Consider the following 20,308-nt stretch of genomic DNA (forward strand, 5'->3'; position numbering starts at 1 on the left):
GGATGTCCGTTGGCACTTGGACGGGTGTTGTGTCGTCGGTTGTATCTGTTGTATCAGTCGTGCCAGTGACATCAAGTGTAGCAGATGCCGATACAGGCGTTCCTAACACATTCGCACTCACAGTGAGTGTCGTATCCGCACTCGGGAGCGTGAAGGTGTGCGATACTTGCCCACTCGTATTCGTTGACAGCACGACAGGCGTGAGGGATCCGACTTGGAAGGTTACCGCGATGCCCGGTGCAAGACTCGTGCCGCGCTGGACAGTCGCCGTAACCGTCTGTGAACTCCCCGCTGCGCCTGAGATTGTTGTTGATGAGAGTGTGAGGGATGGCGTTGTTGATACAGGTGTTGGTGTGGGCGTTGTAGGTGTCGTTGTAGGCGTCCTTGTCGTTGGAAGTGCCTGTCCTCTATACTCAAACACAATCGTCGCGCGCGGTGCAGTACGATCCTCACCCGCAAACCAGACATGAACCTCGTTAGAACTGTTATTCGTTTTGAGATACACGTTGGAACCTTGATGCACTGACAACGTTGAGCTTGGCCTTGTATACTCCTCTTCAAGTGTTCCCACATACAGGGATCCACTTCCTTTCACAATCTCATAACGAATCCTATGATTTCCAGTAGTAGGGGTAACAGTGAGTTCGGCACTTACGGGTACAACAGCGTCCTGCACCGGTATCCTTTGGTTCCCAGGTCCTATATTATCACTCTCCGCTATATCTGTGCTAGACGGCGTTACACGAAGTGTGAACGTTGTCCTTGCCCGCGGTCTATTGTTACTGGGCACCGCGTCCGGCGGAAAATCAACGAGCGGTGTCGCATCCCAGACTTTTATTCTATGTATTCCTACAGTAGCATCTTCATAAACTAAACTTATAGTACTGGGAAGACCTATATCTACCCGCTCCTGTAGGGACCGGGTTGATACATCAGTTGTAGTTGAACCAGATTCATCATCTGATCTACCTGGAAGAACGTAAGAAGGTCTTTTCAGCTTAAGAGTTCCCGCAGGAGTAACCCCGTCAGGATTACCAGTTCGCTCAATCCAAAACTCAATCGCTTCATCGTTGTAATAGAAAGCATTACTTTCAGTTACCCAATTTCGGGTGGTAGTTGTAATGGCGAGTCCGACAACTGTTGTTGTGTCCACAGCCGATGTCGTGTAATAATCAGTGTCGCCAGCAGTCCAACCTGCATCTACAGTCCTACTAACAGCAACATTAGAACGGATTCGCTCCTCGGCCGCATATTGACGATCCGTTAAATCCCCTGACGTCCAAGTTTTACCAGCTGGCAGGTCAGCATCATCACTGCGTGAAATCCCCCAATTTCGGGTGGTAGTTGTAATGGCGAGTCCGACAACTGTTGTTGTGTCCACAGCCGATGTCGTGTAATAATCAGTGTCGCCAGCAGTCCAACCTGCATCTACAGTCCTACTAACAGCAACATTAGAACGGATTCGCTCCTCGGCCGCATATTGACGATCCGCTACTTGGGCTTTGATATGCCTACTATTTGAATTGAAATCATTTATGTCTTTAGGGTTATTCAGTCCTACCCTAAATGACATCTCAAATGTAGATCCCATTCGTGCCGACTGACTTACACTGGACGTTGCCGTTAGTGTAAGTGCCTCTACAACTCCTTGCACCCCAAACGCCAGCACGAGAGCTATCAGCAGACCAAAAATGAATTTCTGTGTCATTAAATGTTTCATAAGAAATACCTTCTCCATTTATTTGTAGGAGGGGTTCTACCCCTGAATTTTCTGTTGTAATCTCAATGTTTCGATGTGTAAAAGGGTTGGTGGGGAAACACCCAAGCAAAAACACCCAACCTGTAAAGAAAGCAGTTCCATTTTTTTACCGTTGAAAATATGATGTTAGATAATATTCCTGTCTGAAGCAGGATTTTCAGGATTACAGGGATTTTCAGGATTACAGCACTTTTTGACGGATCCCTGTTTTTGGCTGCAAGCAGATTGGTTTCTGACACGCTCCTTGTCTCTTTGTAGCACAATCTTTAGATTGTGCATTTCAGCACGCAAACTGGAAGTTTGCGCTACGGCAACTGATACACCCTTCCGCCTGAAAATCCCAATCAATCTTGAAAATCCTGCTTCAGACGATTTCCGATAATCCGCGTCCATCCGATTATTATGCACAGGCTAACAGCCTATGCTACAAAAGAAGATAGAAAAAAATAAAGGCGGTGTAGGGATACACCGCCTTTATCGGTTGGTAGGTTAGTTCAAATAGACTGTATCCCTGAAATAACCTTGTTTGCTCCGCAGCTTAGTCAACATCTTTCAAATCACCCCACGTCGTGGTGACCTTCCCGGCTGCAGAGACATGACCTTTCAGACGCGTCGTCGCAAGCGTCGTGCGGTTGCCAGCTAACGACACATCCTCGATTTGATAATAGTAAACAACGTTGGGTTTCGCCGTGGTATCCGTCCATTCGTAGACATGCTTTTCAGATGTCGTGCCGTGTCCAGGAACAATACCTTTGACGTTGACGACCTTGAATTCACCCGTCTTGGTTTCACTCCGCAGGATGTTGAATCCGGCGTTGTTGAGTTCAGACTGTGTAATCCAACGGACGACGACGTGTCCCGTTGCGTCATCACGCACGGGACGGAAGCTGGAGAGCGAGACGGGCAGTGGACCACCGAGACGGTAGCCGGGAGTTCCGACATCATTACGATGTCCGTAGAAACTGATACCTGCACCCGCGATGTCGGACTGATTCCAAGAGGTAGACATCGTCCCATCACTCGCCATGTCAGCTGTACCATCAATCTGACGCGTGCCGTATTGACGGACGAGGGATTGACGCACATCACCACGTGTGGGGAGATCCCATACATGTTTGCGGGCTGCGCCTTCCACCATCACGTTACCCGCTTCGTCCATGACCATCATCTCTGATGCACCACCAACATTGATTTTCGCACTGAGCTTGAGGTAGAAACCTGCACTGCTCAGGAGTCTGCTATCGCGAGCGACAAGACCCAGTTCACGACGGTGTTCTGCGTAGAGGTTATAGACGCGATTGTTATCTACATCGTTAACACCTGTGCCGGAAACGAGGAGCAACGTCTGGTTGGGCTGAATAAAGACATCACTGTCGAACTCAAAACTGGAATCCACGAAGGACTCGACGTCTGTCTGTTCGTTGCGAATTTCCATCATCCACCCGTTCAGGTTGATTGTTTCCATCATGGACGAGTTGTAGAGTTCAATCCACTGGATGAGATTCCAGCGTGGACCCGCGTCGTACATGATTTCGCTGATCGTGACCGTGCCACCGAAGGCGTAATCAGACTTGCCAGCGGCGTTATCCCGATCATCAGCAACGACGTTGATGGAGACATTCGCGTACCCCGGTGTTCCCGGTGCATAGTTCGTATCAACGTTGCGATCATAGCCCGTGCCCTGGTATCCAAAACGCTGCCAATGATCCTTATGGAGCCTATTGCCACCGCTGTTGGGCCAGTAGACACCTTTATCGTTCAGACCAATGGTCCGTCCGAAGGATTGACTGGTGCTGGCGAATGTGTTACCGCCACCGAAGTCACCACCATCATCACGATCACCAGGAACTTTCCAGTTTGCCAAGGGCCAGACATTCGTCTTGTTATTCAAAGTTGGCGTTTCTACCCCTTTGTTAATGAATCCGTTACCGGCGATATCCTTGACTTTCTCGTGCGATTTGTTCTTATCAGTCCCTGTTCTGAGGATGATAAGGAACTTCCCACTATTCGGTAGATTCAAATCGGAACTAACTACATACTTGTGTGAGGCACCCTTTTCAACGTGCTCTCGCGCGGCGACTTTTTCAACATTGACACCGCCTGCAAGGATAGTATCCCCTGGATCGCGGTTGTAGATAACGAGATATTCGCCCGGTTGGAGTTTGTAACTTGGCAGCTTGGCAAGGACTATCTCTTCATCAACCTTTTTGACAAGACTGAGTTGCCAGTTGTTGAGATTTTGCGGAACAGCACCCGCGGCACTCGGATCGGTGTTGTTGAAGAGTTCAATCCAGTCGAGGTTTGCTTCGGAGGTATCGTTACGCACCTCGTTGATGATAACACCCGTCGCTGAGAGAGAGGCGGGGTTCGCTGCCGGACGTGGTAGATTGACACCGACACCGCTGGAGGTTTCGTGTGCTCCGGGTGTGGCAATTACAGAAACAGTAGCATTAGCTGTTCCATCACCCGGAACTCTTACGTTGTAAAGTGCAGCGGTTGCACCCCAACGACCTGCATCGCTACCGTCTCCAACAAATCGGCGCTCAGTTTGTGCCTTTTGGGTATCGTTATCGTCGTTAATATTCGTGGCACCGTGTCCATTAACGGCTTTATAGTTTGTCCCGTTCCATCCCTTACGATACGCAGAAACGAGGGGGACAGCTGGAACGCCTGCAACTGCAATGGTAGTGGAGGCTGGAATTGCTGTGAGACGCCCCTCTGCGGTACCGGGTAGCATGAATAGATTACCATTCTGGGCACGTGTGCTCACACGGTCAACGACTCTGTAGTTCAAAGTAACAGCGTCGTCTGCTACAGAAGGTGTATATGGACCAGGTGCAGCCTCAGTAGTACCAGATGCGAATTTGAGAGGCTGCTTTTCCATCTGGACACGCCTGTTACTGGTGAACAAGAGATGTACCCGATCATTTGCTGATAAAGGGGCACCGTTGTTGAAAATTTCTATCCACTGAATCCCGGCACCATCAGCAGCACCTGCATCCGGGTCAGCATTAACTCCCCAAACGATTTCGCTGATAACGAGGCGAGGCCCCTTCTCGTGCACATATTTACCGTCTGTGAGACTGGTATCGGCCGCTTCTCTCAGCAAGAGTTCAACCGTCCCACCACCCGCGAACAGAGTCCTTAGATTTGGAAAAGCTGTAGCAGGAGTGGCTAAAACCTGAGCTACTGCAGTATCAAGTGTCCCAGTGCTTGCCTCGGTAGATCCATTCATTTCAAAAAGAACGAATCCATTCATACCTAGAGGACCTGAAGTGGCATCGCTATCACCATTAACATTCAGGTTATTACTGATCCACATCTGCTGTGCAAATGCTGGAGCCGCAACGAGCGCTAATGCCAAAACGAAAACTAAGGAAAATGTCAATTTCTTTGACAACATCACTTATATTCTCCTTAAATACTAAATATAAAGATAAACATTTATCGGCGGCGTGGATTTCAGGATCCCCACCCTTCCGATGTCTCTAACACTATATACATAAGAATGTGTATCCAGAGATGTGGATATCTATTCTTTTTTGAACCTAACCTAATGTGCTGCAGCGTCTGCAGCGGTAACGAGGTGTTTTGCTACGCTGCCTATTTGAATACAGCGTCGTCCATTTTCAAACTCTTGCCGTAGGTTACATTTATCCCTATGTGAGCCATTCCTTAAAGAGAAGCGTTATTTTCCTATTTCCCTTATTATTTTTTATAGGAGAAACCCCTCGCGTCTCGGAAATCGACTCGTCCACTGGCAAAACGTGTGTGAAAATTAACTTTGTAACACTCGTTGCTATTAAGTATAAGACATTTAACGTAAAACGTTATTTTCAACACTTTTTATAGGATAAGTAAAAATGAAAATATTTCGGTAGGAAGGCTGGAAGGGGCGCGTTACATACTATATAGTGGCACTCATTATCACTTTTTGGATAATTTTTGACGCGCGAAACTCCCCACGTTCAGATTTTTTCAGAAAAAAATAACAAAAACCACAATTTTTTAAAAAAAAACACGTAATTTCATGTTTTTTTTACTTTTTTTCATTTTTTTTGTATTTTAACTTGACAAAGTACGTTAAACGTAACCTTCAGAGGAAAACGTAACCTTCGCCGCAAAAGGTGTAAATATTTCGTTGAAGCATTTCTACAGAGATGTCACCCCTACGGGGTTGAAGAACAGAGCCATTCAATTGTCGGTTTTTTTAGACATTTCTGCGGAGGGGTCGCGAGCCTAAAGAAACACCCAAGCAAAAACACTCGCTCGGACAACGCAAAGTGCTTCGGCAGAAAATCAAAATTATTGGAGAATTGAATGCCTCTAGGTTGAAGAAAGAACAAAAACTTTACACACCCTCAAAATTAGATTTTGCTTGATAGATACTTGCTCCTCTGCTAAAATAGGCGGATAATTCACGATTGGAGAAGATGTTATGCAGGAAATTGTGGTAAATTCAGCGAAGTTACGGGATTTCGCTCGAACGCTCTGTGAAAAGGCAGGACTCCGTTCGGAAGATGCGGCAACAATCGCGAGACATCAGGTGCTCACCGACTTACGCGGTGTCCATTCACACGGGACACGTGCCTTGCCGGGCTACCTCAACCTCGTTCTTGAGGGTAAGATGAATGCGAAACCCGAACTTCGTATTGCAACGGATGGACCGAGTTTCGCCGTTGTTGATGGCGATAACGGGATTGGACATCTTGCAAGCACATTGGCAATGGAAACAGCGATAGCAAAAGCCGAGACAACTGGTATTGCGGCGGCAGGTGTCCGCAACGCTGGGCATTTCGGTGCGGCGGCGTGCTATTCAATCATGGCGGCATCAAAACAGATGATCGGATTTTCGACGACGAACACTGGCGGTGCCTCTATTATAGCACCGGGCGGCGCGGAGGCGGTAGTCGCAAACAACGCCATGAGTTACGCCTTGCCTGTTGGTGATGGACATCCCATCGTACTGGATATGGCATGTGGCGTTTCTGCTTGGGGGAAAATCGGCACACTCCGAATGTATGGTAAACCGATTCCTGAAGGATGGCTTATAGATGAGACAGGTCAACCGACGAGCGATCCAGATAAGGGACGTTTCCTCGCACCCGCAGCGGGACCTCGTGGTTACGGATTAGCACTTATTATGGGCATCCTCGCGGGTCCTCTATGTGGCGGTTTGATGGCGTGTAATAAATCCGGCGATCCATCTGAACACTTCTTTTTCGCGCTGAATGTTGCGAGCTTCACGGATTACGAAGGGTATACCGAGGAAATCCAGCGCGGTATCGGTAAGATTCACACTTCAAAAACAGCAGAAGGCGTGGCGCAAGCCTATCTTCCCGGTGAAATCGAGTGGAATAACTACGATAACTATCTTGAGAACGGCATTCCGATCCATGTAGACCATTTACGTGGTCTCGCAGACCTCGCAGAGAAGTTAGATGTCCCAATTTGTTGGGAATGGTAAGAAATAGACAATAACATCTCAATGTCTCAATCCACAATCAAAACCTAAAGAGAGAAGGTAATAATATGGCAGAAACCAAAGAAACTGTAGATGGCGGTACACTTCCCGATTGGGAGGTTGACGATTTACCTGCACCACCACCGTATCAATTTGGGAAAGCGTTCCGAAATATCTTAGGTCCCGGTATTATTGCGTTAGGGGGTTCAATTGGAAGTGGTGAGTGGCTGCTGGGTCCTGCGATTACCGCACAATACGGGGGTAGGTTGCTCTGGATTGCGACAATCGCCATCTTGCTTCAGGTTATCCTGAACACAGAAGCAATTCGCTATACACTTTACACCGGCGAACCGATGATGAGCGGTTATATGCGATGTAAACCCGGCGCGCCTTTTTGGATGACTTTCTACTCAGGTATCAACTTTTTCGGGATTTGGCCCGGCTGGGCAATGACGGCTGCGACGGCATTGGCTGCCGCATGGCTCGGTTATATGCCACAAGACGCAGATGGCGGGACGGTGCGTGTGTTCGCATATCTCATCTTTTTCTCCTGCTTAGGGATTGTGCTATTCGGTGGAAAAATTTACAACTCGCTTGAAAAAGTACAACTCTTTATGGTCATTTGGATCATCAGCTACCTTGTCGTCATAGACCTGTTTATGGTGTCGCCGAAAGTCTGGTGGAGCGTTATCAAAGGGTTCTTTAGTTTCGGAGCACTCCCGACTGCAGGAGAAAACGGGCAGGTCAATTGGCTGTTGGTCGGTGCATTCGCGGCGTATGCGGGTAGCGGTGGCTTAGGCAATGTTGGCATTACGCATTACGTCCGCGATAAAGGGTGGGGCATGAGCAGCCTTGTCGGTGCGATTCCCTCCATGATTGGTGGCCAGCACGTAACCCTCTCACACTGGGGCAAAGTGTTTCGTATTACACCCGAAAACCTACAGAAGTTTAAAGAATGGTGGAAATATGTCAAGTTTGAACAGTATTATATTTGGATGATCGGGTGTTTCGTCGGTATCGCGTTGCCTGCAATGTTGACCTTGCAGTACGTGCCTCAGGGACAGGAGATGGAACAGTGGTCGGCAGCGGCAATGCAAGCGGAGGGACTTGAGGAAAAAGGTGGTAGGAGTCTCTGGTACCTTACACTGCTCTGCGGTTTCTGGGTTCTGTTCTCGACACAACTCGGTGGCGTAGATGGCGTGCCGCGCGGTTTTACCGATATTATCTGGACTGGGGTAAGACGGGCAAGAAACTTGGGTGAAAATAGCGCGAAATGGATTTATTATCCAATTCTGGCGGTTTATATTCTCTGGGGCATCATTGCAATGTATCTCGCCAAACCGTTCTTTATGATCCTCGTATCGGCAACGATTGGTGGGTATCTACTCGTATTTTCGGCATTACATACGCTTTACGTGAACCGAAAATTCTTACCGCCAGAGATCCAAGCACCGTTGTGGAAACAGATTGGATTGGTGCTGTGCGCTGGGTACTATTCGATTTTCGGGACTATCACCGTCTATCAAAAAGTGCTTGTGCCTTATGTTTTCCCGATTTTCGGGTAAGCTGCCTCATTAAGTAGGGCTATGCCTGGATCAAAACTTGCTTTGACTTTGTATCCAAGATAGGATATACTATAGACATAGGCAATGACTTCTGGCTATGCCCTTTCAAATATTCGCAAACAGGGGGAACCCAATGCAAGCAAATGAACAGATCCTCCAAAAACTGGCGGATATAGAGAAGCGTTTTACAAATCTTGAGTCCGATGTAAAAGCACTTGATGCTGCACAGAAGGCACGTGACGACCTCCAGAAAGTCCAAAACGACGCACAAGAACAGCGATTGAACCGGATCGAGTCTGAATTGAAGGAAACTCGAACGGAAATGATTGAGCTCCGAAAAGAGGGTACCGACCTGCGTGTGAGTCAGACGAGAGTTGAAGCAAAACTTGATGGGCTTATTGATCATATAAAGGAACAAAAAATTGACAAAAGTGAAACTGGAAAATAACCGGAATCGTCGCTTCTATTCTCATCGGTGTGGCAGCCTTCTTGAAATCTTTCTTTTTCGGATAAGCTGCCTCTCCCCCCGGCGATAGCATATCTTGCAAGATTGAACTGCTACATCTCACGTCCTTTGGTACTCTCCAATAATTGTCTCTCCAAGGCTTTCTATTGAGGTTTCCCTCGCAAGCACATCAACCTTCACACCATTCTCTACGGCTGTCTTTTGCGTTGTGGGACCAATCACGGCGACCTTGACATCAGCGAGTAATACTTCAGGAGCATGTGTCGGGAACATCTCCAAGAAGTTTGTAACCGTTGAGGAACTGGTGAACGTGACGATATTAATCCTGCCGCTCAAGAGGTCGGCTTCAATTTCATCTCGATTTTTGCTTACGACTTTGATGGTATCGTAGAGAGCGACCTCATCAACAATTGCCCCTTTCTCGCGCAAACCGTTGGGTAGGTAGGCAGTGGCGATTTTCGCGCGTGGCAGGAGTATTTTTTTCCCCCTCATGTCCTCCATTTCAGCAGCGATAGCACTTCCACCGGAGTGCGATGGAACAAAATCGGGATGAATGCCGATGTGGTTAAGAGCATTCACTGTTTTTGGTCCAACGGCACAGATTTTGTTTGTGCTGAATGCGCGAGCATCCTTCCCATTTTCGCGTAAGCGTTCATAGAAGATTTCCACGGCGTTAACACTTGTAAAGATAATCCAATCGTATCCTTTCGGAGAAGGTATGTCCACGTTCTCAATAGGTTGAATCTCTATGGTAGGGAATTGGATAACTTCGGCACCGTTTGCCTCCAAAAGTTCAGCGAACCCGCTCGCTTGGGCACGGGCGCGTGTAACGAGGATTCGCTTCCCGAAAAGCGGTTTGGTGTCAAACCATCGGAGTTGTTCACGGAGCCGGTTCACTTCACCGACGACGATAACTGCCGGACTTTCCAGTTGGGCTGCTTCAACCTTTTGAACAATATCATCCAAGGTGCCTTGGACGACCTGCTGTTGTGGTGTGGTCCCCACACGGACCAAACTCACAGGGGTTTGCGGGTCTCTGCCGTGTGTTATAAGCCGTTCAGCAATCTGATGCAGATGGGCAACACCCATGTAGACGACGAGCGTATCTACCGCTGTGGCAAGATGCTCCCAATTGATGTTTGAATCGGGACGCAATGCGGCGGAATGCCCTGTAACAAACGCTACCGACGAAGCATAGTCGCGATGTGTGACAGGAATGCCAGCATAAGCGGATGCAGCAATCGCAGAAGTAATCCCCGGAACCACCTCAAACGGAACACCCGCCTCGGTGAGAGCGACTGCCTCTTCGCCACCCCTTCCGAAGATATAAGGGTCTCCGCCTTTGAGACGCACGACCACTTTACCGGCTTTCGCATGTTCAACAAGCATCTGATTGAGTTCAGTTTGGCGCGTCGCTCGGATTCTTGGGTCGGGCGCTCGGATTTTCTCGGTGTGCGCCGGGCAGTGTTCCAAGAGGGCATCGTTCAGCAATAAATCATAGATGACAACATCTGCGCGTTGGAGACACTCTACACCTTTGAGTGTGATAAGTTTTTGATCGCCTGGACCCGCACCTACAATATAAACAATGCCGGTATCCGATTTATCTGAAGATGCGTTCATCAGGAGTTCCCCTATAACCTCAACAGTTCAGTTGCCCCACTACTTTGAAGTTTTTCGGCTACGATTTCGCCCAAGTATTTTGCTGCATCAGGTGTCCCGGTGGCAGTCTCTACAATACGATGGATTCCTTCCGGGTGACACACGGCGGCAATAAGCGAAAGTTCACCATCAGCATGCCAAGCATGCGCACCCACAGGGATTTGGCATCCACCGCCGAGGCTTTCCAATACAGCCCTTTCAGCAGTAGCCTCAGCAACCGTCTGCGAATCGTTGAGAGGTGCGAGCAAAGCCTCGACAGTCCTATCGCCTTCCCGTGCTTCAATCGCCAGGGCACCCTGTCCGACAGCGGGGACCATCCGTTCTATATCAAAATATTGTGTGATAATTTCGGGTTCGAGGAGGCGTTTGATTCCCGCCGCAGCGAGTATAATGCCGTCAAGGTCAGTTTCACGAAGTTTGCGTAACCGCGTATCAATGTTCCCTCGGACATCAACGACCCGCAGATTCGGACGCATACCCAGAAGTTGCGCCTTCCGACGTGGACTTGTAGTGCCGATCTTTGCACCACCGAGCAAATCTTCCAAGGGGAATCCCGTAGCAGTGATAAGCACATCTCGGGGATCCTCTCGCTCTGGAATAGCAGCGATGCAGAGACCTTGTGGCAGCTCTGTCGGAAGATCCTTCAAACTATGGACTGCGATGTCAATGTCCCGCGTCAAGAGCGCGTCTTCTATCTCTTTGGTAAATACCCCTTTACCGAGCCCAAGGAGTGAAGCCTCTGGATTGGTGTCCCCAGTGGTTTTGATGACCTCTATATGGACTTCAAGATTCGGAAAATGGGTTTCCAATTGATTTCTAACGAATTGTGCTTGCCAGCGCGCGAGTTGACTACCACGTGTGCCGATTGTAAGCGAGTTCTGCATCAAAGTTCCTTGTGACTTAAAGGGGTGTGTAATGACCGAGGTATAGATTTACCTACAACTCCGAATTATCATCGTTAACATCCAGTTCAAACAGTTCTTGTAAGGCTTGGACATATTGCGCGTGATCGGCATCACCATCGTTGACAGCACATCGGAGATTTTGCATGGGATGATGGAGCAGTTTTTTAACGATAGCCTGCGTCATAGAGGTGATAGCAGCCTCCTGCTGATCGGAGAGTGTTGTTTTGTAGAAGCACGCTTGCAATTCGCTATCAGCGACCTGCCGAAACTGCTGATGGATTGCCTTAATTGTAGGATTAACCTGAAAGACTTGTAATTGGTTGTAGAACCGTTTGGCTTCTTCAGTGACGATCCGTTCTGCCTGGACGGCTTCTTGCTGTCTGTCTTGGAGGTTGGAGGCAACAACAGCTTCAAGGTCATCAATATTGTATAGGAAAGCATGATCAACCTTACTCACGTCGGGGTCAATATCGCGTGGCACTGCAATGTCAATGAGAAACATATATCGGTGCTTGCGTCTGCGCATGATGTCCGCAAGGGGTTGTCGATTGATGAGATAATACGGTGCATCCGTAGAACTGATGACAATATCTGCATCCATGAGGAAATCAAGGTTGCTATCATAAGGGAGAGGTGTTCCGTTAAACTTCTCGGCGACTTTGACGGCGCGCGTATAAGTGCGGTTTGCAACGATGACCTTGGAAACACCATTCGCAACAAGATGCTTCGCAGTCAGTTCACTCATTTCACCGGCTCCAAGAATCGCGACAGTTTTGCCTTCAAGCGTATTAAAAATTTTCTTGGCGAGTTCAACAGCGGCGTAACTAATAGAGACAGCACCCGTAGTGATTGCTGTCTCGGAACGGACGCGTTTACCAACACTAAAGGCTTTGGTGAAAAGTCGATTGAGGATAGAGCCTACAGCACCCGATGAACGCGAAAGGTCGTAAGCGGTTTTGATTTGCCCCAATATTTGGGACTCACCGACGACCATAGAATCAAGGCTCGATGTCACTCTGAAGAGATGCTGGATCGTCTCAAGGTTATGGTGGAGATAGCACCATTTCTTGAGCGATTCGACGCGCATCTGATGGAATTGGGCAAGAAACTCAAGGAGCATTTTGGCGGCTGCATCAGCATTTCGAATTGCATGCGCAACCGCATAAAGTTCCACCCGGTTACAGGTAGAGAGAATCACTGCCTCTTGAACCTGATCAGATTCGCACAAGCGTTGGAGGGATTCAATAAGTTGTTCTTCGGAAAACGCCAACTTCTCCCTAAACTCAATGGGAGCAACATGATGGCTGGTTCCGACGGAGACAAGCTGGTTCATTTTTTTTCAAGAAATTTAAAAAGATGTACACGCGTGTATTTGGTAAATTATATCACAGATTACGGCTCATGTCAAATTTAGGAAGCAAGCGAGTCTGAGGGTCCTAAAAACTGTTTAATTCCCTCGTGGACCTTCAATTTCCGAATTCAATTCCGCAGCTTTCTGAAAATTATCTTTCGCCTCTTCTTGTAGTCCAAGGCCTTGCTTTGCGAGTCCGCGATTGTAGTAGGCATCTGCGTAATCAGATTTTAGGCGGATCGCTTCAGTATAATCTTCTATAGCAGCGCGATAATGGCTTTCTGCTTGATCCATATTATTCTGGGCAGTTTTAAGTTTAGCAAGGTAAAGCTGCGCATCACCACGATTTTTGTAGGTATCAACGTTTTCTGGTTCAAGCCTGTATTTCGCATAAACGCGCATCAAGGAGTCTTCAGCATACTCTGAGCTCAACTTGATAGCCTTCGTACAGTCCTCAATGGCTGTTTGATAATGTATCCGCGCTTTGTCTACATTTCCTTGGGTGACTTCAGATTGAGCCAATCTAATCTTCGTATAACCGCGATTGCTGTAGGCCCCAGCGTACTCCGGGTTAAGTTTGACAGCTTCATTAAAGTGTGCAATTGCCTGGTTATAGTAATCCAATGCTTCGTCTGCATTTCCTTTAGTATCTTCAAATTCACCAAACTTAGTTTTCGCATAACCGCCGAATCTGTAAGCTTCTGGTAAACCTGAATCGTCTGGACTTAGTTCAATGTCTTTGTTTAAGTCTGACATCGCTTCGTTATAGCAATTCTGTGCTTCCTTTCTATTTCCCTTAGCCTCTTTAGACTCACCAAGAAGCCACTTTGCCCACCCGCGATATCCATAGAAGATATCAGCCCCTTCTGGGTATAGATCAATCGCTTTATCAAACGCACCTATTGCTCCAATGTAATCCCCACGAAAGATTTCACGCCGTCCCCGCATTACGTGGGTATAAGCACGGACAAGGTCTCTTTTCCGAAATTGTTTCAGAGATTCTATTGAATCTGATTGGGCAAGTAGTAACTTGAGAACATTTGACGCAACGGCAATACCATCAATTCCTGTACTGGCAGCAGCAACCCCTATGACTTCCCTTTTGCTGTTCAGTACGGGCCCACCACTCATGCCACCAACATACTCGGCTTTCACTCGAAACGCTTTGCGGTTATCGCTAATACCATGTATGATACCTGCCGTGACCCTGTATTTTGTTTCAGGGTACCCCAAGGTAGAGACTGGTTCGCCGATTTCAACAGCATCGCTGTCCCCAAGGGAAAAGGGTACGCCTGCTCCTGATACCTTTAAAATAACTAAATCATGTTCGACATCAAATGCTGTGACCCCTTCAACCTCCAATATTGTTTTTTCGTCAGTTAACTTTGCAAAGACGAGATTTTTGGTAGCGACATTGTGAAAGTTGGTTGCAATTTTATCACGCGCCACAAAGAAACCACTACCAATCTGAGCTAATTTGCCGGATGCTCTAACCAAGCGTATTTGTACTGTAGAACCTTCTCCTTTTTCAACTGCTAAGCTACTTACGGACGTGATGTTTCCTTTGGCAATTTGCTGGGGAGCCCGCGTACATGAAAAAAGAATTCCTAATAAAACGAGCAAAGCAGATAAGAATTTTCTGTTATAGTTCATAAGGGTCTTCCTTATTTTTCGTATTAGCGGTATGTATGCATGCTGTCTAAAAAGAGGTCTACACCAACATAGGTACAGAGAACAGCAACAAACCCGAGGATTGCGGCGTAGGCGGCTCTACGTCCGTGCCATCCCCAAAACTGGCGGCAACCGATTTGCGCTACATAGATAAGCCACGTCACCAATGTAGAGATCACTTTCGCATCAATCCATCTCCACGGCACATCTCGGATATATTGTGTCCAGAGACTTCCAACGATAACTCCCATTGTGAGCAGAATTACGCCGAGAATCGTGCAGCGATATCCAAGTTCATCGGAAATACCGAGAGAGGGTAGAAGGTTGTCAAGAAGAGCATCCGCTTTTCTACGAATTTTCCGCTCTGCTATCAGATACATCAACCCAAATCCAAAGGCGGCGATGAATGCGGCGTAGGCAAGAAAAATAAGTGAGGTATGCGCCAGAAGCCAGTAGTTTTGCAAGGGTTCGGGGAGGGCAGCGGTGTGCGTTGCGAAGCTATATGAAATGAGTATCGCAATAAAAGCAACCGGCATGACGAAGCTGCCGAGTGTGCGGAGCTGCGTTAAACGCACAATGAGTAGATAAATCAGCGTGATCGCCCATGCGAAAAAAGCAATGGAGTCGGTCCAGTGTGTCATCGGAAAATGCCCCTGCAGTAGCCACCAAAGTGCGATAAAAACAGTCAAAAAGGCGAAACCGATGATAGTACACCAAAAAGCAATTCGTTCGATAGTTGGGCGAATTACGGAGGCTTCAGTCCGATTGCCGATAGCCAGCGAAAGGGTGTGAAAAATGCTTGCTGCTAAGTATATTAAAAGGGTGACGAGAAACAGAAAATTTATCATATTCCCTGCTTTTTGAGACCATAAGGGCAGACAGCGTGTAGATATAACTGTCCTGCTGATGTGTTATTCGTTTTCATTTTCAGAGTTGGCGAGTTGTGCTTGGAGACGTTTTAACTCGGCTTCTATTGCCTGTCGTCGCTCTGATTCTTCTCTGGCGAGTCTTTCAGCAGCGAGGCGGCGTTCGGATTCGCTTACTGCGCGTTCTTCTGCTGCGAGGCGGCGTTCGGATTCGCTTACTGCGCGTTCTTCTGCTGCGAGGCGTAGGTAATGTTCTTCAACAGAAGTTGTAATGGGGGTGCCATCGGGGAGATAGGGGCGTAACAATCTGACATGCGTATGCAGTTGATCCTCCCATCGGAAATAGAGGTTTAGTGCTTGACTAAATAGCCCGCCTTGTACGTCTGGGACGATTTCAAGGATATCCCCCGATGGGCTTCGCCGCCACCCTCGAAACTCTGGGGGTTTCTTCATTTCAGGTTGATGGATGTAGTACTCTTGCGCCCCCATATCGTCGAGATAGACTTCAAATTTTCCATGCCGATCCCGATAGGCTGTTGAATCGGAAAGAAATTCAAAAATAGCTGTAGGGACGGCACCTTCTGACCATGTATAAAAACTCCGCCGCTGTGGATACTTCTCGACACCAAAAACAACAAAAACATCCGGAGCAACGAATTTTCCGATGTCGCCTTCACGGTAGTAGATAAAACTGTCAACACCGACATAAATGTGTGGATGGGTTTGAAAGTATCGCGAGATCTGGTCAGAAAAAACACGAATTTGTTCAGCGTGGTATCCGGTTGCGGACATAGGCTCGTCGTCCTCATAAGGGTAGCCTTGTATAAAAACGGTCGGTTTTCCGCTCGCTTTTGGAAAGACCGGCATATACTTTCTTTGCTTGAATTCAAAATCGTTTCGCGTATTCATGATTTTCTTCCTTTGTGCATCAAGGCAGGAATGTCTCTTATCCCCGTGAGATCGTTAAAGCAGTTCTCAACCGTTTTGAAAGTCTCGAAAAAGGCGTAACGTTTTTATTCTGATGCAATTTTAGCAACATTGGTGTGCTTTGTCAAGTAGTTTGGAGACAAAGGCATTCGCATGTTCCAGCCTACCATTCCGAACCCAGTTGAAGAGGCATTCAGCAGAACACTCCGGATTTGTAAGTCCAAGGCAGCATTTTGTAGGAGGGGTTTGTAACCCCGATACTGTATCTTCAACGCTGTCAATGAGCAACTCAAAAAAGTCAGCACGCTTCTTGGATGTCGGAAAAGACTTGAGAATTTCAGAGCGGCGTGCACCGAGGAATTCGATAAATGCCCCGTACCCATTGTTTTCAAATTGGTTCGCGAGTTTCTTACGGAGTTGTTCTGCCTTCTCAGTTCCCGCACTGCTTCTGGCAGCGACGCTAATTATCAGGTTATCATCTGTTACAAGATGGGGTGTGAAATGGGTCCCGGCACCCGGTTCATCAAGATACTCCCAAATGAATCTGTCTCCATTTTCACACGGCGTGTTCACCGTAGATGTTTCGTCTGCAATAACGAGGAACGCATCTTCAAGATAATGCCGATCCACAGTGTCGGGTGCCGGACATAAAACCGAAGCACCAGACTGGCGTAACAGCGAAACACGACGTTCAATCTCCTCCGTTTTCTGCTCACATAAAACAACACATTTTCGATTTTCTAACAGGAGATAGACCGGATACGGCAGTCCTTGATTCTTAATCGGTACAGGTTTTTCAGCCTCATAACCGAGCGTGTATAACGAATCTGCGTTTAGGAGTGTCTCAAAATATTCACGGATACGGCGGCTGGTTGCGGGACTTTTACCACTCGTTGAGATGCTAAGCATGAGTTCGCCGTCGGTTACGACCGAGGCAGCAGCGAAGGTGCATTGCGGGATAACGTCAACGACGTTGACTAAACGGATTTTGTTCTTCTCGTGTGCTTCCGCGAAAACAGCGGAATTGATATCTGTAAAATCAGTGGCAGCACAGACGAGGAAATAGCCGTTGGTATCACCTGCCTTCAGCTGTCGCTTATGCCAACGAATTGTGCCGAGATGTGAGAGGAACGTTAGCAATTCCGTTGCGTCTGGACTGATTACGGTAACGTCCCCACCGCTGAGAAGCATGGTAACGACTTTTCGTTCGGCAACGGTGCCGCCACCGACAACGAGACATTTTCGGTCTTGAAGGTTTATGTATGCTGGATAAAACATTTTAATGGTTGTCGGTCATCAGTTTTCAGTTATCGGTCAAAGAAGGTTCTAATTAACCATGCCCGTCTTAACCGACGACTATTTCTTATGACTCTCGTGAGACGACGTAATTTGCGAGTTGTTGTAGCGCGAGACGGGCAGGTGTCTCAGGAAAGGCTGCTAACGCTGCTTTGGCGCGGTCGGCGTAATCTTGTGCGATTTTCAGGCAATAGGCTTCGACCCCATACCGCTGGAACAGAGATTCAACAAAAACGATTGCCTCTGTTTCGTCTGTGTTGGGATTCAGGACTTTTTCCAGCATCTGTTTCTCATCATCATTACAAACACTCCGAGCATAAATGATCGGAAAAGTGAGTTTCCCTTCACGGAGGTCCCCGAACGTGTTTTTTCCCAATTTATCTGGATTTTCTGCAAAATCAAGGACATCATCAACAATTTGGAAGGCAATCCCAATTTGTTGTCCATAGACAGTAAGTGCCTCAATCTGTTTGGAATCGGTTGTGCCGAGATGCGCACCGAGGGTACAAGAAGCCGTAATCAGTTTACCCGTCTTGAAACTGATAATTTTGAGGTATTCGGTTTCGGAGATGTCAAAATCGCCACTTTTGTATGCGTGTATGACTTCACCTTCACACATCGCTTGCGTGGTATCAGCGAGGATCGCCATCGCTGGATCATCGGCGCGACGGGAGACGAGCATAGAGAGGACACGAGCGTGTAAGTAGTCTCCAACGAGGACTGCAACTTTATTACCCCACCTTGCATGTAAAGTTTCGCGCCCGCGGCGGATAGCTGCTTCATCAAGCACATCGTCGTGAACAAGTGATGCGACATGGATGAGTTCAACAACAGCAGCGAGGGTATGTGCATCGCTGCCCTCATATCCACAGACTTTAGCAGAAAGCACAACAAGAATTGGACGGAGACGCTTACCACCCCCTCCAACGACGTGCTGGACTGCCATGTCAACGAAACTATATTCACTTGCGCTCTCTTCAGTAAGTCTCGTCTCAACAGCAGCGAGGTCGTCGGCAATCAATTGGACGATTTGATCAAAGTTGGACATAATGTAGGGGCAGCCCTTATGGCTGCCCTTCCCGTATTTTCCCCTTAGAGATCAGCCAATACTTGTGTTGCGGCTTGAACGGTTTTGTTGATATCGTCTTCGGAGTGAACCAAAGAGACAAAACCTGCCTCAAACTGAGAGGGTGCGACATAGACACCCCGTTCTACGAGTCCCCAGAAGTATTGTTGAAAACGATCCGTATCCGCTGTGCGGGCACCATCGGCATCTGTGACGGTTTCCGGCGTGAAGTAAAGCATCAACATCGAACCGACACGACTGTGCCATGCGTCAACATTGTGTTCTTCTGTCGCCTCAGCGAGACCGTCTGCGAGCGCAGCAGCACTGTTCTCAAGTTGTTCATAAACCCCTGGTTCAGCGAGCTTTTTCAGCGTTGTTATGCCTGCAGTAACGGCTAACGGATTACCCGATAGTGTTCCTGCCTGATAGACATCGCCTTCCGGTGCAACGCATCGCATGATGTCCCGTTTCCCGCCGTAAGCCCCAACAGGTAAACCGCCCCCAATAATCTTTCCTAAACAGGTCATGTCTGGCGTGACGTTATAGCGAGATTGTGCGCCGCCATAAGCCACTCGAAACCCTGTGATAACTTCATCAAAAATGAGTACAATGCCGTGCGCCTCCGTAATCTCACGGAGCTCATTGAGATAACCATCTCTGGGAGGGATGATACCCATATTCCCCATAATCGGTTCCAGAATGAGACATGCGATTTCGTCTGGATTGGCTTCTATAGTTTCTCGGACAGCATCGGCGTCGTTAAATGGTACGGTGAGTGTATTGCGTGCGAAATCTTCAGGGACACCACCGCTATCAGAAAGCCCGAAAGTAGCGACCCCTGAACCTGCTTTTGCCAAGAGATAGTCCACGTGACCGTGATAGCATCCGTCAATTTTAATGATCTTATCGCGCCCGGTATACCCGCGTGCGACGCGAATCGCAGTCATTGTGGCTTCAGTGCCAGAGTTGACGAGACGGACTTGCTCGATCGAAGGCACTGCATTAACAATGATTTCGGCGAGTTCCGTCTCCAATGTTGTCGGCGCACCAAAACTGGTGCCGTTTGCTGCTATCGCACTGATAGCGTCTACAACACTCGGATGGGCGTGTCCCAAAACCAAGGGACCCCAAGAGGCAACATAGTCAATATATTCATTTTCATCGATGTCGTAGATTTTCGAGCCTGCCCCGCGGGCGATGAAACGCGGGTGACTACCGACCTTACTGAAGTTTCGGACAGGACTGTTAACACCGCCCGGAATGAATTGTTGTGATTTTTGCCATGCGGTTAAGGATTTACTGTCCTCCAA

14 protein-coding genes are annotated in these 20,308 nt (G+C 48.0%); 3 read left to right on the forward strand and 11 right to left on the reverse strand.

What is annotated here, in order from left to right; genetic code table 11:
* Positions 1–1,720 (reverse strand): hypothetical protein (locus tag OXN25_15450; protein ID MDE0426248.1); only part of this gene is annotated, 1,720 nt, incomplete at its 3' end.
* 577 nt (positions 1,721–2,297) lie between these two features.
* A complete protein-coding gene (locus OXN25_15455) occupies positions 2,298–5,162 on the reverse strand; it encodes a lamin tail domain-containing protein (protein ID MDE0426249.1) in 2,865 nt (954 codons plus the stop codon).
* A gap of 1,035 nt (positions 5,163–6,197) precedes the next feature.
* Between OXN25_15455 and OXN25_15460 the strand changes: the two genes are divergently transcribed.
* From OXN25_15460 to OXN25_15470, 3 genes are all read left to right on the forward strand, one after another.
* Positions 6,198–7,226, forward strand: a complete 1,029-nt coding sequence (locus OXN25_15460) for an Ldh family oxidoreductase (protein MDE0426250.1) — start codon at positions 6,198–6,200, stop codon at positions 7,224–7,226.
* A 65-nt stretch (positions 7,227–7,291) separates the two neighbouring features.
* A complete protein-coding gene (locus OXN25_15465; GenBank protein ID MDE0426251.1) occupies positions 7,292–8,788 on the forward strand; it encodes an Nramp family divalent metal transporter in 1,497 nt (498 codons plus the stop codon).
* A gap of 133 nt (positions 8,789–8,921) precedes the next feature.
* Positions 8,922–9,236 (forward strand): hypothetical protein, encoded by a 315-nt coding sequence (locus tag OXN25_15470; GenBank protein ID MDE0426252.1) that lies wholly within the window; start codon positions 8,922–8,924, stop codon positions 9,234–9,236.
* Positions 9,237–9,353: 117 nt separating this feature from the next.
* On the opposite strand, the gene cobA is transcribed toward OXN25_15470, so the two are convergent.
* From cobA to hemL, 9 genes are all read right to left on the reverse strand, one after another.
* Positions 9,354–10,877, reverse strand: coding sequence for a uroporphyrinogen-III C-methyltransferase (cobA, locus tag OXN25_15475; protein ID MDE0426253.1), 1,524 nt, complete (start codon positions 10,875–10,877; stop codon positions 9,354–9,356).
* A gap of 11 nt (positions 10,878–10,888) precedes the next feature.
* Entirely contained in the window at positions 10,889–11,800 is a 912-nt protein-coding gene (gene hemC, locus OXN25_15480) for a hydroxymethylbilane synthase (protein MDE0426254.1), read from the reverse strand.
* Between the two features lie 52 nt (positions 11,801–11,852).
* Positions 11,853–13,154: a glutamyl-tRNA reductase gene (gene hemA, locus OXN25_15485; GenBank protein MDE0426255.1), complete on the reverse strand. Its 1,302-nt coding sequence runs from the start codon at positions 13,152–13,154 to the stop codon at positions 11,853–11,855.
* A gap of 114 nt (positions 13,155–13,268) precedes the next feature.
* The gene (locus OXN25_15490) at positions 13,269–14,825 is read right to left on the reverse strand and encodes a tetratricopeptide repeat-containing serine protease family protein (GenBank protein MDE0426256.1); all 1,557 of its coding nucleotides are present in this window, start codon (positions 14,823–14,825) and stop codon (positions 13,269–13,271) included.
* Between the two features lie 23 nt (positions 14,826–14,848).
* The gene (gene ccsA / locus OXN25_15495) at positions 14,849–15,691 is read right to left on the reverse strand and encodes a cytochrome c biogenesis protein CcsA (GenBank protein MDE0426257.1); all 843 of its coding nucleotides are present in this window, start codon (positions 15,689–15,691) and stop codon (positions 14,849–14,851) included.
* A 63-nt stretch (positions 15,692–15,754) separates the two neighbouring features.
* A complete protein-coding gene (locus OXN25_15500) occupies positions 15,755–16,618 on the reverse strand; it encodes a hypothetical protein (protein MDE0426258.1) in 864 nt (287 codons plus the stop codon).
* Between the two features lie 120 nt (positions 16,619–16,738).
* Complete coding sequence (locus OXN25_15505) at positions 16,739–17,914, reverse strand: hypothetical protein (protein MDE0426259.1); 1,176 nt, start codon at positions 17,912–17,914, stop codon at positions 16,739–16,741.
* Between the two features lie 85 nt (positions 17,915–17,999).
* Positions 18,000–18,980: a polyprenyl synthetase family protein gene (locus OXN25_15510; GenBank protein ID MDE0426260.1), complete on the reverse strand. Its 981-nt coding sequence runs from the start codon at positions 18,978–18,980 to the stop codon at positions 18,000–18,002.
* Between the two features lie 44 nt (positions 18,981–19,024).
* Positions 19,025–20,308 carry a glutamate-1-semialdehyde 2,1-aminomutase gene (gene hemL, locus OXN25_15515; GenBank protein ID MDE0426261.1) on the reverse strand — a complete coding sequence of 428 codons (1,284 nt, stop codon included), beginning with the start codon at positions 20,306–20,308 and terminating at the stop codon, positions 19,025–19,027.

Source organism: Candidatus Poribacteria bacterium, assembly GCA_028820845.1.
Classification (GTDB): Bacteria; Poribacteria; WGA-4E; order WGA-4E; family WGA-3G; genus WGA-3G.

Coding starts and splice junctions, on each gene's coding strand:
- OXN25_15455 (MDE0426249.1), bottom strand. CDS start 5,162: ATGTTGTCAAAGAAATTGACATTTTCCTTAGTTTTCGTTTTGGCATTA.
- OXN25_15460 (MDE0426250.1), top strand. CDS start 6,198: ATGCAGGAAATTGTGGTAAATTCAGCGAAGTTACGGGATTTCGCTCGA.
- OXN25_15465 (MDE0426251.1), top strand. CDS start 7,292: ATGGCAGAAACCAAAGAAACTGTAGATGGCGGTACACTTCCCGATTGG.
- OXN25_15470 (MDE0426252.1), top strand. CDS start 8,922: ATGCAAGCAAATGAACAGATCCTCCAAAAACTGGCGGATATAGAGAAG.
- cobA (MDE0426253.1), bottom strand. CDS start 10,877: ATGAACGCATCTTCAGATAAATCGGATACCGGCATTGTTTATATTGTA.
- hemC (MDE0426254.1), bottom strand. CDS start 11,800: ATGCAGAACTCGCTTACAATCGGCACACGTGGTAGTCAACTCGCGCGC.
- hemA (MDE0426255.1), bottom strand. CDS start 13,154: ATGAACCAGCTTGTCTCCGTCGGAACCAGCCATCATGTTGCTCCCATT.
- OXN25_15490 (MDE0426256.1), bottom strand. CDS start 14,825: ATGAACTATAACAGAAAATTCTTATCTGCTTTGCTCGTTTTATTAGGA.
- ccsA (MDE0426257.1), bottom strand. CDS start 15,691: ATGATAAATTTTCTGTTTCTCGTCACCCTTTTAATATACTTAGCAGCA.
- OXN25_15500 (MDE0426258.1), bottom strand. CDS start 16,618: ATGAATACGCGAAACGATTTTGAATTCAAGCAAAGAAAGTATATGCCG.
- OXN25_15505 (MDE0426259.1), bottom strand. CDS start 17,914: ATGTTTTATCCAGCATACATAAACCTTCAAGACCGAAAATGTCTCGTT.
- OXN25_15510 (MDE0426260.1), bottom strand. CDS start 18,980: ATGTCCAACTTTGATCAAATCGTCCAATTGATTGCCGACGACCTCGCT.